Genomic DNA, 15,683 nt, shown 5'->3' with positions numbered 1-15,683 from the left:
AGCAAAAGTGCGACATCTATTGGTTACTTTTAAAGAGATCTAGCTATTACAACCCCTAAGGATTATTTTCGCACAGGTAGAGCCTGTGGTTTACGGAATCTAATGAGAAAAACGAGCTGGAGTTTTACTAAACATATCCCAGCTCGTTTTTCTTTGCACTTTTATATTATTTATCATCTGTATAGTACATTAACGCAATGGCGCCTGGTCCTGTATGAGTACTAATTATAGGTGTTGTTTCAATAATGGAGATATCATCAAAGTCAGTCAAGTCTATTAATTGATCCCGCAATTCAGCAGCAAGCTCTTTCGCTTCGACTTGAGCAATCCCAATACCTCGAACGACTTTGCCTACTGTATCTTCTTCTAGTTTCTTTTTAAATAATTTAATCATTTGTACATACGTACGTACTTTGGAAATCGGTGTATAAACACCATCTTGTAAAGCAGCAATCGGCTTAATTTTGAGTAGTGAACCTACTAATGCTTTCCCTTTCCCGATTCTTCCGCCTTTCATTAAATACTCTAATGTATCAACCATAATGTAAAGTGAAGTATTACGTCGAACTTCTTCTAGCCTGTCGACAATCTCATTGACCGTCTTTCCATTTGCAGCCATCATCGCTGCTTCTTTTACTTGAAAGCCTAAAGCGACAGAAATAAAATTAGAATCAATAACTGTAACATCACTGTCACTCATATCAGCCGCTGTCTTTGCTGACTGATATGTTCCGCTCATTCCAGAAGTCATATGAATCGAAATAATCGAACTTCCATCATTCCCTAGTTCATTATAAGTATCTAGAAATGAGCCTACAGATGGCTGAGAACTTTGGGGAATATTATCGGATTCTATTAATTTTTTTATAAATTGTTTGGAAGTAATATCAATACCATCAATGTAAGATTGTCCGTCTATTGTGACTGATAGAGGTACAACTGTCACCCCTAACTCCTTTATTTCCTCTTTAGATAAATCTAATGTTGAATCAGTTACTACTTTTACTTGCTTACTCACTTGAGCACCCCTTTATATAAAAGACCTAACGATATAAGGATACTATATTCTATAAGTGTTGTTAAGGAAAAACCGTTTACATTCAAAATTTCTGTCGGTAAATGTCGATAAGAGTAGGGTCATCTTTATTAAAAAAGACTTTTTGCATCGAAACGATGCTTTACGAATGAAAAGAAAAACATCATTATTTGTAGAAATATGATAAAATATTATTTGCTTTATTTGATATCGAAAAACGAAAGGAGGATGAAAGTATGAGTAATGAGTTTCATGCTCCATTTATTGCTGTTGAAGGGCCGATTGGTGTTGGAAAAACGTCTTTAGCAACGAAGCTTTCTGCACATTATGACCACTTTCTACTCAAAGAAATAGTCGATGAAAACCCATTTCTTTCTAAGTTTTATGAGAATATTGATGAGTGGAGTTTTCAAACAGAAATGTTTTTTTTATGTAACAGGTATAAACAATTAGAAGATACATATGAAAAATACTTGTCTCAAGGTCAAGCTGTCGTCAGCGATTATCATATATTTAAAAACCTGTTATTTGCGAAGCAAACGTTAAAAAGTGACCACATTCAGAAATATGAACGAATTTATCAAATTTTAACATCAGATTTACCAAAACCTAATTTGATTATTCATCTACACGCAAGTTTACCGACACTAATAGACCGGATTGAAAAAAGAGGCAGAAAAATGGAACAGTCAATTGATCCCGCTTATTTAGAACGCTTATCCTCAGATTACCATCAATATATAAAGGATCATCGAAGAGTTCATCCTCATGTACCTGTCCTTTCATTTAATGGTGATGAAATGGATTTCGTGAACAATGAAGAAGACTTCCAAAAAATTTTAGATCACATTGATGTATTTTTAACACAAAAAAGAGCACTTTTTTAAAAAGGTGGATTGAGAAAAATTATGTTAAAACGAAATCACCGTTTAAACGACCACTCGTTAATTACTTTGGCAGGAACTGTTGGTGTAGGAAAGTCTACATTAACAAATACGTTAGCCGAAGCGTTAGATTTTAAGCCATCTTTTGAGAAAGTGGATGGCAATCCGTATTTAGAAGATTACTATTCTGACTTTAAAACGTGGTCCTTCCATTTACAAATATATTTTTTAGCAGAGAGATTTAAACAGCAAAAAAAGATGCATGAAGAACGAACAGGTTATGTTCAGGATCGTAGTATTTATGAAGATGTTGGCATCTTCGCACAAATGCAATACGAAAATGGGAATATGACAGGGCGAGATTATGAAACGTATAAGTCCTTATTCGAAGCAATGGTCCTTTCACCTTATTTTCCACGCCCGGATGTTCTTATTTACATTGATGGTCGATTTGAACGTATATTAGAACGTATTAACAACCGCGGCCGTGATATGGAAATACAAACGCCGTATGATTTTTGGAAAGGTTTATATCATCGTTATGAAGAGTGGATTTCTAATTTCGATATTTGCCCAATTCTTCATTTAGATATAGACACTTATGACTGCAATGATCCTCAGTCAGTAGAAAGAATTATTAATGGACTTGAAAGATTGCAACACGAAGAAGATTTAAATTATTTAAAGCTATAATAATATAATTTATCTTTATGAACAGAAGATGACACAAAAGTTAATGTCTCTCTCCGGTACTAGTGATTGTATTTAGATCAAGGAGAGAATCATACACTTATGAGTCATCTTTTTTGTATTATTTGAATTTATATGAAAGTGTAGCTTTATAACTTTTGAGATATTCACAACAGTAAAAAACTTGTTCCCTACTAAAGGAAACAAGTTTATGAATTGTATTGGGTTTGTTCTGCCGACTGCTCTTTTTTTAGCTTTCTTCGATAAATAACTTTAGATAGACTGATACTTACTTCATATAAGAAAAGCAGCGGAATAATAACGAGAACATCCGACAGAAAGTCTGGTGGCGATATAAGCACACTAATTACGACTAATGCAAAATAAGCATACTTTCGATTTTTAATCATTCCTTGTGGAGATATCAACCCAATACTCGTTAAAAACATAACGATTAATGGCATCTCAAATAATATACTAAAAGGAATTGTCATTCTAAAAACAAACTGAAAATATTTATCTGGTGTAAACATTGTTTGAAACATACCTTCCCCTAGAGTGAGAAGGAAATTCAGAACAATTGGCATGACAACATAATAACCAAAGGCTAGTCCGCCGATAAACAATAAAAACGAGATTGGTATATAAACGAGCGTTGTTTTCGTTTCTTTTTCAGTTAGCCCAGGCTTAACAAACATCCAAATTTGAAACATTAACACTGGAATAGTCAATGAAATAGCGATAATACCAGCTAAACTGAAGTAAACCCAGACTATATCTAGCGGACCTAATACAGTCAATGTCATGTCGAGGTCTTTAACAAACCAATCGTAAATATCTGTAATAAAGATGAAACTGAGAATAAAGAAAACAATAAAAGAACCTATTGTAATCATTAGTCGTTTTCTTAGTTCATCTAAGTGATCAAGTGTATCCATGCTTTTGTCAGTCATGACAAAACTCTCCTTAAACATGAAAAAGATGCAAGATGGATGACACCTCACATCCTTTCAAAAACTCATTATTTAGTCTCTTGATTGTTTGATTGATATTTTGAAGTTTTATGTTCATCTTCATCATTCGTTAAATCTTGAGTAGACTTCTTGAATTCTCTTAATGTCTGTCCCATCGCACGACCGATCTCCGGAAGTTTTTTAGGACCGAAGATAATTAAGGCGATAACAAGAATAAGAATCAATCCTGGAATTCCAATACCTGAAAACATAATAAATCCTCCCTCTAACCGGGTTTAGTCAACTTTGTACATTATACATTATAAACCCTATACATACTTTTTACTATAATCATCAGTAATTATCATTTAAAATTCATAAATTGTTCAGATTGTTCTCCAATACAATAATACTTTATTCGAAATAATTCAACCAATTCTATATTTTCGATGATATAATAAAAAATGATTTCAAAGAAAGTAACCTTTGCGGCAGATCATCTTATTTATACACATCAGTTCGAGTTTCTATGAAGGAGAACATTTATGTTTATCATTATCATCAATTCATATTCGGGACAACGTAAATACAAGCACATACTAAAACAAATCGAGCAACAATTCACTACAAATTTTGTACCATATTATACTCATCAATATCAAGGTCAGAACATGTGGAATGAAATAAAAAATAAAATAAACAGCTATAATGATGAAATTAAAGGAATACTTGTGATCGGTGGTGATGGTACTTTACATCACACTGTTCAGCATTTATATGAGGCGAATGTGCCGTTTGGTCTCATTCCTTCTGGGTCAGGCAATGATTTTGGACGAGCCTTAAATATAAAAAACAATGCTAAAAAGGCAATCGAACGAATTAAACGAAACCATCCATTAGAATACGACCTTATCCAGGTAAACAACCATATCGTCTTATCAATTGTCGGTATCGGGGTAGATGCTGTAACCGCAGCACTTTGTCAACATTCTAAGTTTAAAAAGCTTTTGAATTATTTCTTTTTAGGACGCTTAACCTACCTTCTATTCTTCATTAAAGCTGCGATCACGTATAAACCAGTGCAAATAGAGGTTGCGGAAGAAAGAGGTAAGATACACTCATTTAAAAACGTTTGGTTAATTGCTGGAGGAAATACAAGTTTTTATGGTGGAGGAATACCGATTTGTCCTCAAGCAAATCCACAAGATGGCGAAGTTGACCTTGTTATTGTCCAAGGTTTATCGTTAAAGCGATTATTTACAGTACTCCCTTCTGTATTTTTCAAAAAGCATTTATTTTTACCATATATTAAAACATTAAAAGGGCCATTTTTTTCCATAACAGCTTTAACGAAAACACCAGTTCAAGGCGACGGTGAAGAATTATGTAATACCCCCATCACGATTAACGTAAAGAATAAAGCAATTCGTTTTTTTTAACGTAATCATTCCATTACACTTTTTTTAGTGAAAACGTATATTTTTGTACTACACTGCTTTTATTGTAAGTTCTTTCTATAAACGTACATGTACCTGTGTAATCCACGAGTATAATCGTACTTGATCTCGTTCCATAGTTATCAGATTCAATAAAAATTGGTGATAGCATTTTTTCCGTATTTTCATCAAATCCAGTATTTGGAAGCTGTCTGCCTTCCGATTTATCATTATTTAATAATAAATGAAGAAGAAACTCTTCGATATCAGATTGTTTTGTGATCTGCTTACTATCATATAACCCCTGTTTGATCTTTGTAACTTTTGGCCAATTAGAATTTAATTGACCATTGCTAATTCCATGGATTCCGTTGTTAATTGGTCCTTTCGATTCATATCTGTTAGATGTATAAAATAAATGGTTGATCGAACCGTACAATAAATTGAAACCAGCAAATTGTTCGACTTGATCAAGATTAGTTGAAAAAGACTTTTTATCAGTAAGATAGTTTTTTACTAACTCTCCTCTTGAATAGTAAAATGATCTAGAATCAAGTTCTCGAATATTTGTAAGCATCGCAAGCTCTCCGCTTACATTGAACCCCAACCATGTCCCGCCCTTCTCAAGGTCACCCCCCCCTATTACATCAGGATTTTCTGGCCAGAAGTGGGCTTCTTTTGTGTGCCTCTTATAAAATTCATCACGGTTAGCCGCTAATATGAACGGGAAAACAGAATGCTCATTAATTGCGAATCCTATTAAACACATGTTAATCCCCCTTCTTAATGTACTCTAAAAAGAATTTGTTTATTATGTCCATTTTATATTGAAACAAATCCTATACAAAATGATACAGCTTACATTCAGATTGAATTCGCTAGGTACTCAATAAAGCTTTAGAAACAATTGTTGTTTCCTCATTTTTTGAAGGGTATAATTTAGGTACGACTATATAATGAAACTAATGAAACTTCTACGTGTATTTTGTCGTATATAAAATAATTGAGGACGAAATTCCTAGCTTATAGGAGGCTGCTACGATGTCAAATGAACAATATAACGAACAAAGTGATTTTCAATTACTAACGAAAGAACAAAAGGCTAAACAATATATAGAACATATGCAGACTGATAAAGATATCAACGAAATTTTAGATAGCCTTGGGAAGATTGGTACTGAAGAGCAAGCAAAGGCTGGAGAATCACTAGAATCTTTAAAACGCCCCGTTAGTGATATGATGAATGATCCGAATCAGGAATTGCCAGATCAATTAACTAAATTAAAAGAAATCGTTTCTGAATTAGAGCCAAATTATTTAAAGGAAGGCAAGTTTAAACGGTTTATTAATAAAGTAGTACGAAAAAGCCCAATGGAGAAGTATGTTAGAAAATATCAAACGATTGAATCCGAAGTAGATACGATTATTGAAGCGCTCCTAAATGGGAAAGACAGATTGCAGGAAGATACTGTGATGCTCCACCAACTTAAAGAAGTTGCTAAAGAAAGAATTCAAAAATTAAATGAACAAATTGAAGTAGGTAAGCAATTAAACGTAATGTTAGAAGCAGAACTGGAGAAAGATGAGTGGAAAAATGATCCTACACCAGTACAAAAAGGACAACAAAAAGTATTGTCACGTGTGAAGAATATGCAGCAAGCTGTTTTAGTTCTTCAGCAATCATTAGCATCTGTCGATATCATTGTGGAGAACAATGATAAATTAGAAGAAGCGATATTTAATGCGATCACGATGACGAAAAACATCATTACTGTCACCGCTTCTATTCAATTATCATTAAGCAATCAGAAAAAAGTCATTGATGCTGTTCAAAATGTAAATAAAACAACTGAGTCGATGTTATTAACGAATGCCGAACTACTTAAGTCAAATACAGAAGAAACATTAAAAACATTAGAAGAGCCCGCTGTCGCTTTAGAAACATTTAAAAAAGCGTATGAAGATGTATATGCAGCTATTGAAATGACAGAACAATCCAACAGTCGAATTATTGAATCAAGTAAACAATTTATTACTGAAATGGATCAACTGAACAAACAAATGGAACAGAAGTTATTAAATGAATGAGGTGAAAGGTTTGAGCTGGCGTGATCGATTATGGGAACATAAATGGATTGAACCTTTTCTGCCTAACTACCTGAAGCCGTTAAAAGACCCGGACATTATTTGCTCTTATACGGAGTCTTTTATATACGAATCAGTGGAGTTTATTACAGATTTAGCCTCTCTGTCAGAACTGCCACGCTTAAATAAAACATTTAAGCGTGAAATTCAAGGCTTTTTATTTAAGGTGAAAATAAAGCAGAAAAAAATTCATGTAGAGTTGCTCGACACAAAAAAATCTTCTGCAAAACTAAAAAAAAGAGTTTATATTACTATTTATAGAAAACAGTATAAACAAGAAAACGGTATGGGGAAATGTGTTGATTCTACGATTTATTATCAAAAAGATGGACGTACGGTCGTAAGAAGTGTGCGGAATCACCATTTATTTAAACAAGTATTTCTTGCGTTATATCAACTTGATCAGTCTTTATCAGGTAATAGCACCGATAAGTCCCTCCCACCTACGTCATTATCATCGGATGAGGACCAACGCCCTTACGAAAACGATAGTGACAGGCAAGAAATTTTAACTTCTGCAAAGCAGTTAACGAATGTACCATTAGATAAAGAAATGAAAGAAAAGATCGGTGCTCTTCAATCTTTAATTGAGATCTGTTTATATGACATTCATTTATTTGATATTGAAGAGAAACACCAATTAAAGAGACTCGTGAACAGAGATTTGCCAAATTTATTGGAAACGTATAAACATTTATCTGAAGAACAAAAACAAGAGAAATATGACGACTTACTGAACACTGTTAATTCGATGATCACATTTACAGAAGATTTAAAAGATCAAATTAATCATTCGAGAATGGAAAGAATGGATCACCTTTTACGATTAAATCAAATTAGATATGAACAAAAAAAGGATGAAGACTAATGGTCTCATCCCTTTTTTATAATGGCTATGTTAAGAGTCTCGCGTTTTTTCACCATCAACTTTGTCAAAATCGACACAACTCATTACGGTTTTTTATCTTGTCCCTTTACATTACTGCCTTTGTTTCCCTTTTGTTTCTTCTTCTCTAATTCTGGGGCATTTCCTTTTGCAGATTGTTTTTGACCATTTTTCTTTTTATCGAACCGATCCTTGTCTTTATCTTTGTTACTTGTTTTAGTTAATAAGGAACTTCGCTCTTCAGCTGACTTATTCATGATTTCTTCTCTAGCATGACTTGCACGCACCTTTGATTCATCATTCCCATAAAATCTTTCTAACTTTCTTTCAACATTACGTGCAAGTACAGACATTGCAGTAGCGTTTTCAATCTTCTCGATATTTCTTTTTAAACTCCTTACTGATTGAGGGTATACACGGAAACCTTCGTCTCCTCTCTTCCTATCTATATGATTTACTGTATTTCTTTCTTCATTGCTTTGACTATTAAAAATTTCATTTAAATTAACAGTCCTTACCTCAGCATCATCTTCCCCTTTTACGACATTTGTATGTCCAAGTAATAAGAAAGTTAACACTACTATTGGCATTACTAACTTTATATTTACATCGCGAACTTTATTCATAATCATAATAAATAAAACCACCCTTTTCTAATTTACGATTACGATAAATAGTTCGTAATAGCAAGAAAATTAAAGGTGGTTAAAATTTAAATATATGAGAAACAAGCGTTTAGACCTATAAATATTCAGTCTGACTGTCCATTTCCGCGACCTTGGTTGTTACTTGATGGGTGATCATCTGATTTCTCTTTATGTGATTTAGAATCATTTTGTTGATTATTTTGTTGATTATTCTCACGATTATTTTTTTCATTTTGAGAATGACGAGTCGCATTTTCGTTTTGATTATTGTTTTTTTTGTTTTGACCAGGAGCTTCATTTGCTCGTTCATTACGGTTATTTGATTTATTAACTGATGGGTGCTCTTCATCTTTTATGTTATCTTTAGGTTTTTCACGTTGATTCATTTCATCATTTCTTTGTGATGGAGCATCCTCTTTCTTCGTACCTTTTATTTTTAATGGCTCTGAAAGCTCATTTGTACTTGTTGGTTTCTGCTCTTCTTTCTCTTCATTTGGAGGATTATGATTATTAGATGAGTTCATATTTATTTTATTTTCCGGGACTACATTCTCAACAAGCTCGCCAATACTTGTCTCTATTTCATTGACAGTAAGATTGTTAAGCTCTGAAGAATCAATATCAATTCCCTTCTTTTCTGCTTCTTTAAGTAATAAAAATTTTGTTGGAGATATTGAATATTCTTTCGCTTCATTAATAATATCATCATCTAAAAATATGGAAATAAATTGGACAGAGTATTTTTCGTTAATTGACGAAACCCACTGCTCATAATCTTCTCCCCACATGTCTTGATTTGACAATGATAATTGTGAAGACAAATAAATTTCACTTGAAGATAAATAACCTAGCTCTTCACTCTTTTCAATGAGAAGTGTCGCTGCAGAATTCAATGACTCTCCGATTAGTTTATCGTCTATATTATTTAATACTTCCCTTCCTTCTTTATTAAATCCATTTGTTGCAATGACATCATAACTATCATTAACTGTTAATTCTACACTAGGATTCACATCAAAGGAAACAGTTCCGTATACCCTTTCTGTTGACAGAAAAGGAACAATAGGAATCATCAGTAAGATGACCATCGCTAACGCTAACGGAACACTATATGTTTTATTTTGATATACTGTTGAAAATTGTATTGATCTAGCTGGAACATATGAAACCTCTTCACCGATAACCCCCTTTTTCCTTATTTTTGCTTTTTCTATCTCCCCTGACCTTGTCATAACAACCATAAAACGCTTCTTTTTTTCTAATATGACCCCTTTTTTCACGATATCCACTCCTTCAAGTAATCCTTAAGGTAACGGTAATCTTCCATTAATATGAGGGTTAGAGTGATGATATATTTTCTATTACGTTCAATCGTTTTTCTGCTCATCGCAATCTCATTTGTCAGGTGTTTCATAGGAAGTCTTTTTTTCTCAATTAGTGTTTCGCGTAAATCATCATTCATTACGACCGTTTTAGCAATTTCCAACATATTTTCTCGTGCATCTTGATGTTTCGGAGACTGTTCGGATACTTCTGAAAGAGTAATCCCATACGTATGTAGATTTTCTTGTAAATGAATAATCTCTTCACGACGATATTCATTTTCAAGCATATTTTCATACTCCTGTACAGAAGCATGAACTTCTGCAACATTCTCCATATTTTCTTTATCTGTTTCTGTATAATCAATCGATATTGGAGTTCGCCTTCTCTGTTCTTGCCGTATATAATCAATGACTCTTCTACGTATAACAAGACTAGCAAAAGATAAAAAGGAACTTCCTTTTTCAGGTGAATATTGACGAATTGCTTCACTAAACGCAATTAGAGCAATACTATACTCATCATCTTCTGTTGTACTTATATACCGTTTACAAACTTTTGCAGTTGTTTTTCGAATAAATGGTATGTATTGTTTAATTAAATCATTCTCTAATTCTTCGTGTCCATCCTGTATTTCCATGATCGTTTCATTTAATGAATGTTGATCTATATTATTCGTAAACAGGCGCTTTAACACAAGAAAACACCTCTCATTATATCAATTATAGTATTTCGAACACCCAAAATATTTTAAGGGGGGCATTTCATCATAATATCGGTAAATACATGATTTTGCAGGGGACAATCTTCCTATAAATCATTTACATTTTCATGTTAATCAGTTTACAAACTTGTAACGATTCAATACAATAATGAAAATATATTTTATTAAAGGAGCTGAAAATCTTGTCACATCTTGTCTCTGCCATAAACCGACATTTATATTTAATCGATGGGTATGATTTAGGGAGTGAAGAAAGGACCGGTACATATGTACTGGTTGACAAACCAGAAGTGGCTGTTACGTTAATCGAAACAGGACCAAGCTCTTCTAATAAACATATTAAAAAAGGGTTAGAGGAACTCGGCATTTCATTATCTGATATTAAATGGGTGATTGTCACTCATATTCATTTAGACCATTCAGGAGGTGCTGGTTTATTATTAAGTGAATGTCCGAATGCTAAGCTAATCGTTCACCCTAAAGGTGCTCGACACTTAATCGATCCGACAAAATTAATAAAAGGTGCAAAAGCTGTTTACGGCGATTCGTTTGATAAGCTATTCTCCCCGGTATTACCAGTAGAAAAAGATCGAATCATTGAAAAAACTGACAATTCGACACTGACACTTACGAAAGATAGAACGTTAACGTTTATCGATACTCCAGGTCACTCAAGACATCATTTTAGTATTTATGATTCAAAAACATTAACGATGTTCACAGGAGATACAATTGGGATACGTTACCCGTCACTTGAACGAGATGGTAGTTACTTATATCTTCCATCGACGTCACCTAATCAGTTCGATCCAGAAGAAATGTTATTATCTATAGAAAAAATTGAATCAATGAAACCGATGTTCATTGCATTTGGACATTATGGTTTAAGTACACACCCCAATTTAGTTTATAAACAAATTCGCTATTGGCTGCCAATCTTTTTAAAATTAGGAAAAGAATCATTAGAAAAAGATTTAGGACATGAAGGTTTGAAAGAAGAACTTTTAGTAGCTGTCAACGAACAATTAAAAAAAGATGGTATTAAGAATGACCACACTGCTTATAAGATGATTCATCTCGATTTAAACATCAGTGCAATGGGAATACTTGATTATTTGAAAAAACAGTCATAAAAATTTTTTTAATTCTTCTTTTATGTTAATGAATCCTAAGGTTGATATGTATTATAATGGAATAAGGAAAGTTACTGAAAGAGTGTAAATTATATTCGCCTTTCATATTTACGAATTTAATATTAAAGTGGGGATTCTTATGAATCGAAATGATGCTGAAAAGTATATAGGACAAAAGGTTTTACTAAAACAAGGGAAAAACGGAACGTATATTTGCTGTTTAAAAGAATTAAAGCTTGAACCTAATAAACCTTGGCGGGCAATTGTTAAAGTTGTAGGAGTTATGACAGTCCCTGATTTTAATTTAGCAGATGATGATCGCTTTGGGATAGATACGATATTAAAAGAAAACGACATCATTGAGACACCGGGTCAACGTATTGAACCTATGTCTGAACCATTTCACTATACGTATACACAGTCTCTCGCATTCGCTTTAAAAGAAAAATGGGATGAAGCTGAAAGGAAAAATAAAGAAACTCAAACTTTATTAAATTTTATCCAGCAAGAAATGCGTCGTATTAAGCATGAAGATCTTTTGTTTGAAGAAAGGTTTATTTATTATCAGCTTGTAGTAAAAGGGAAAAAAATATATATTTATGACGAGCAAAAAAATGAAGCTCTCTCTGTTGAAGGCTGTCCATTTGAATTTGAAGTTAAAATAAAAGGAAACTGGCAGCCAGCTGTATTTGTATCAGATACAACTTTTCAACTTAATAACGGGAAACAAATTGAATTGAGCCATGGTTCAACTGTAAGGTTAAATAAGTCTCAATTTGACCCTTATCAAATATTATTAAATGAACTTGAAGCCCCGTCCTTAACTGCACTAGAGCGTGGACTTTCAAAACTCGGTATCGGCCATGAGCATTGCGTGTATTGCCATAACTCGCTTCTTATTCAAATGTTAAACTCATTTGAACAAAAAGAATTCTCAGGTGTGAACTTTATTTCGTATTCAAATAATAAAACACAATTTGTACTTCAGCACCATTATGAGCGCTCTTTATTAGAACACGAACCAGACATCACGTATGATCGTTTTGAATTTACTTCTGATACCGGAGAGCGGCTGCTTACGACATACGCTACCCAATTTTCAAATGACTGAATGAAGGTTAAAACGGAACACCCCTCCTCAGTATTTAATCTGGAGGGGTGTTTATTTGATTATAGTCTTTTTAAACCACAGGCTCTGCTTGTGTGAAAATATACCTTTAAGGGTGTTAAGGATAGCGATGGTATCAGCTCCACTGGTATTATTCCGATCATGGTATGTTGAAATAAGACCAGGCCAGTTCAAACTGAACTTGCAAATGAACAATGTTGATCAGATTGAAAATTAATCTATTAGGGAAGCTGGGGTCAACTACAGTTTCACTTTATTAATCTGTTAGTCAAGTAAAATACGGACAACTAAGCACGTCAATTTTTGGACAAAAGACATTGTTTGTAACAACTCAGTTTTGTCCCATCCCCATACTTATTCACTCATTTCTTCGTATGAATACCATTCTAATAATTTGTTGCTTTGCTCATTACTTATATGTCTTAATGTAAAGGTTTTTCCCGTTATACTCGATAAAACCGACACATGAAATGAATGTAGCTGATCAAACGATTGTAAATAATTTTGTGATGATTCTAGAGATTGAATTCGTTTTCTTGGGAGAATTACTTCGTTTTTTACAATGCTCCTTGAGCGTATAAAAACAAACGGATCAGTTGCATTTATGCCAGCATCTTTATATTGCCAATATCCTAAACCCGCTGCAAAGACAGGTAACATAAAAGATATCCATCCGTATGGCACAAAATATGAAATGAAACCTGCAACCATGATTGCTGGAATAAGTAAACGGACCATGTATCTTCTTAAACTTTTTCCAGGTAGTTGTTCGTAATTATTTGGTGTTTCATAATCCGGTAGTAACTCATTGATTAATCCATCTACCTCTTCTCTTTTGCACATCGGTATTAATATTGTCGACAAATCTTCATCTTTACTGCCACCACCTGCACTTTCAACATATACAGCTACATATCCGAAAGGTTGCCTTATTAAGTTTTGTACAATTCTGACTGCAGTAATTTTGTAATCTGATAACGTTAATTGCCGTTGTTCAATCACACCTCTTGATAAATGTATATCATTGCCTTGTTTTTTGATTGAAAACATCCCATATTTTAATAAAGTCCGAACAACGGTAATGATCCAGGCAATTAATAAAATCATAATGAGCCAAATTCCAATAATTAATACACTGGAATGAAGGACCCAGCCAATAAACATATCCATAATCAGATCAGGAATAAATTGCTGAATTTGTGACATGATTGCGGCAACAAATGTCGCTACTATCCCTATTCCACTTGAAGTCATTGCTGCAATAAGTAACCTTCTATTCGACAAGTTCCATTGAAAATCAGCTAAAGCGTCATCATTTATTTTTGAATAATGTTGTTCACGTTCACCTTCAGCTTCCATTTGATCTTCTAAGTTGTCTATATTTGTTACTAGTTGCTCTTCTCCATTTAACACATCAGTTGATAATAATTGATCTTTAATCTCTTTCGCTTCTTCTTTCTTTAATGCGGTAATTCGAAACTCAGGCTCGTTTCCGCCACCGGCAGTTTCAATTTTCACTTCAACAAGTCCGAATATTCGTTGAAGTAGCTTTGCATTAATATCAATGCTTTGGATTCTATCTTGTCTTATATAACGTTTTTTTCTAAAGATGAGTCCTTGTTTTATTTTTATTTCATCATCAAACAATTGATAACGGAAAGTCCACCAACGAATTATCCCGCTGCCTAAAGAAAGGACCAGGATAATTGTGAAGAAAAACAGATAGAACGTTGAACTTCCAAATTGAGATGATTGACCAAAAATGATAATAGCAATAAAGGTGAATATCATTTCTTTTAAGTTGTTTAAGAAGCTAATAAATATTGCCGTTGGGTGTTGTCGGTGCCACTTATTCATCAGGATCAGCTTCCCTTGCTAGCTGAGCAATATGGTCTCTTAACTGATTCGCTTTTTCATCCTTTAAACCAGGAATTTCATGGACAGTTGCAGCAGTTGATATCGTTACAGAGGACAGCCCATAATGTCTTAACAAGGGGCCTTGTTTTGTATCAACATGCTGGACGCGAATCATTGGAACGATGACTCTCCTTACGACAAACACTCCAAACATAAGCTCAACTTCATTTTCATATATTTTATAACGCCATTTTTTCCATTGTAGTTTCGGAACAATTAGTACTTTTATTACACCAATCGGTATTAGTGCTGCTATCAGGACGAAGGTTGGCCATAGCGGCAATTCAAAAAAGTTTTTTGCAACAGCATATCCAATAGGCAACAACAGTAAAAAAAGCCATTCTAGCAAACCAACGATCCGCCAAACGAGTAATGTTTTACTAGCGAGTGGTTGATCCGGATACGGCCTCATAATATGGTTTTCCTCATTCTTCATCAACATATATGATTTCTACTCCATTATCCTTTAATAAATTTATCACGCGTTCATTTAGGTCATCATCTCTTAATAATCCTAATGATGGTGCTAGTTCCAAAGCTTCCAATTCACCATTTTCGGCATCTGTTATTAATTCGACAACATCCGTCATCCCTCTTTTTTCTAATTCGTCTAACAAATCGTTTTTTGTTGTCATTATTTTTTCACCCTCTACAATACTTTTATATGCTGTACAAAATTAGTTCTAATTCACTTTTTTAGGCTATCACACTCTTACTACTTTTTCCATTATGTTTTTAGAATATAAAACCCGCCTTCTGAAAAGAAAACGGGTTGGTTCC

17 protein-coding genes are annotated in these 15,683 nt (G+C 33.6%); 7 read left to right on the top strand and 10 right to left on the bottom strand.

All coding sequences use genetic code 11. The annotated features are described in order from the left end of the window. Positions 1-166: 166 nt before the first annotated feature. Positions 167-1,018 carry a DegV family protein gene (locus CD001_RS16260; protein WP_096188700.1) on the bottom strand — a complete coding sequence of 284 codons (852 nt, stop codon included), beginning with the start codon at positions 1,016-1,018 and terminating at the stop codon, positions 167-169. Positions 1,019-1,272: 254 nt separating this feature from the next. Between CD001_RS16260 and CD001_RS16255 the strand changes: the two genes are divergently transcribed. Continuing rightward, a complete protein-coding gene (locus CD001_RS16255; RefSeq protein ID WP_096188699.1) occupies positions 1,273-1,923 on the top strand; it encodes a deoxynucleoside kinase in 651 nt (216 codons plus the stop codon). An 18-nt stretch (positions 1,924-1,941) separates the two neighbouring features. Next, positions 1,942-2,613 (top strand): deoxynucleoside kinase, encoded by a 672-nt coding sequence (locus CD001_RS16250; protein ID WP_096190647.1) that lies wholly within the window; start codon positions 1,942-1,944, stop codon positions 2,611-2,613. Positions 2,614-2,819: 206 nt separating this feature from the next. Here CD001_RS16250 and tatC read toward each other — a convergent pair whose 3' ends face one another. Further along, on the bottom strand, positions 2,820-3,563 hold the full coding sequence (tatC, locus tag CD001_RS16245; protein ID WP_096188698.1) for a twin-arginine translocase subunit TatC: 744 nt from the start codon (positions 3,561-3,563) through the stop codon (positions 2,820-2,822). Between the two features lie 68 nt (positions 3,564-3,631). Next, complete coding sequence (locus CD001_RS16240) at positions 3,632-3,835, bottom strand: twin-arginine translocase TatA/TatE family subunit (protein ID WP_096188697.1); 204 nt, start codon at positions 3,833-3,835, stop codon at positions 3,632-3,634. Positions 3,836-4,108: 273 nt separating this feature from the next. On the opposite strand from CD001_RS16240, the gene CD001_RS16235 reads away from it, so the two are divergent. Further along, on the top strand, positions 4,109-5,002 hold the full coding sequence (locus CD001_RS16235) for a diacylglycerol/lipid kinase family protein (RefSeq protein ID WP_096188696.1): 894 nt from the start codon (positions 4,109-4,111) through the stop codon (positions 5,000-5,002). A gap of 13 nt (positions 5,003-5,015) precedes the next feature. Here CD001_RS16235 and CD001_RS16230 read toward each other — a convergent pair whose 3' ends face one another. Beyond that, a complete protein-coding gene (locus CD001_RS16230) occupies positions 5,016-5,768 on the bottom strand; it encodes an NRDE family protein (protein ID WP_096188695.1) in 753 nt (250 codons plus the stop codon). A 353-nt stretch (positions 5,769-6,121) separates the two neighbouring features. Between CD001_RS16230 and CD001_RS16225 the strand changes: the two genes are divergently transcribed. Further along, a complete protein-coding gene (locus tag CD001_RS16225) occupies positions 6,122-7,087 on the top strand; it encodes a toxic anion resistance protein (RefSeq protein ID WP_407081146.1) in 966 nt (321 codons plus the stop codon). Positions 7,088-7,097: 10 nt separating this feature from the next. Beyond that, positions 7,098-8,012 (top strand): hypothetical protein, encoded by a 915-nt coding sequence (locus CD001_RS16220; protein ID WP_142303602.1) that lies wholly within the window; start codon positions 7,098-7,100, stop codon positions 8,010-8,012. Positions 8,013-8,095: 83 nt separating this feature from the next. On the opposite strand, the gene CD001_RS16215 is transcribed toward CD001_RS16220, so the two are convergent. From CD001_RS16215 to sigI, 3 genes are all read right to left on the bottom strand, one after another. After that, a complete protein-coding gene (locus CD001_RS16215; RefSeq protein ID WP_096188692.1) occupies positions 8,096-8,662 on the bottom strand; it encodes a hypothetical protein in 567 nt (188 codons plus the stop codon). Between the two features lie 119 nt (positions 8,663-8,781). After that, entirely contained in the window at positions 8,782-9,957 is a 1,176-nt protein-coding gene (locus CD001_RS16210) for an anti-sigma factor domain-containing protein (RefSeq protein WP_096188691.1), read from the bottom strand. Beyond that, positions 9,954-10,640, bottom strand: coding sequence for an RNA polymerase sigma-I factor (gene sigI / locus CD001_RS16205; RefSeq protein WP_096190646.1), 687 nt, complete (start codon positions 10,638-10,640; stop codon positions 9,954-9,956). Before sigI ends, CD001_RS16210 begins: the two co-directional genes overlap by 4 nt. A gap of 266 nt (positions 10,641-10,906) precedes the next feature. On the opposite strand from sigI, the gene CD001_RS16200 reads away from it, so the two are divergent. Together CD001_RS16200 and CD001_RS16195 are read left to right on the top strand one after the other, a co-directional pair. Next, positions 10,907-11,857: an MBL fold metallo-hydrolase gene (locus tag CD001_RS16200; RefSeq protein WP_096188690.1), complete on the top strand. Its 951-nt coding sequence runs from the start codon at positions 10,907-10,909 to the stop codon at positions 11,855-11,857. Positions 11,858-11,996: 139 nt separating this feature from the next. Next, entirely contained in the window at positions 11,997-12,968 is a 972-nt protein-coding gene (locus CD001_RS16195; protein ID WP_096188689.1) for a DUF2777 family protein, read from the top strand. A 372-nt stretch (positions 12,969-13,340) separates the two neighbouring features. On the opposite strand, the gene CD001_RS16190 is transcribed toward CD001_RS16195, so the two are convergent. The 3 genes from CD001_RS16190 to CD001_RS16180 are packed head-to-tail and all read right to left on the bottom strand — an operon-like array spanning position 13,341 to position 15,538. Then, entirely contained in the window at positions 13,341-14,843 is a 1,503-nt protein-coding gene (locus tag CD001_RS16190; RefSeq protein ID WP_096188688.1) for a PH domain-containing protein, read from the bottom strand. Continuing rightward, the gene (locus CD001_RS16185) at positions 14,836-15,345 is read right to left on the bottom strand and encodes a PH domain-containing protein (protein ID WP_257009836.1); all 510 of its coding nucleotides are present in this window, start codon (positions 15,343-15,345) and stop codon (positions 14,836-14,838) included. Before CD001_RS16185 ends, CD001_RS16190 begins: the two co-directional genes overlap by 8 nt. After that, positions 15,329-15,538, bottom strand: a complete 210-nt coding sequence (locus tag CD001_RS16180; RefSeq protein ID WP_096188687.1) for a hypothetical protein — start codon at positions 15,536-15,538, stop codon at positions 15,329-15,331. Before CD001_RS16180 ends, CD001_RS16185 begins: the two co-directional genes overlap by 17 nt. Between the last annotated feature and the right edge of the window lie 145 nt (positions 15,539-15,683).

The organism is Evansella halocellulosilytica (assembly GCF_002335745.1).
GTDB classification, from domain to species: Bacteria; Bacillota; Bacilli; order Bacillales; family Salisediminibacteriaceae; genus Bacillus_CA; species Bacillus_CA halocellulosilytica.
The sequence above is the reverse complement of the archived record's forward strand: the minus strand, read 5'-3'. Positions and strand labels throughout refer to the sequence as shown.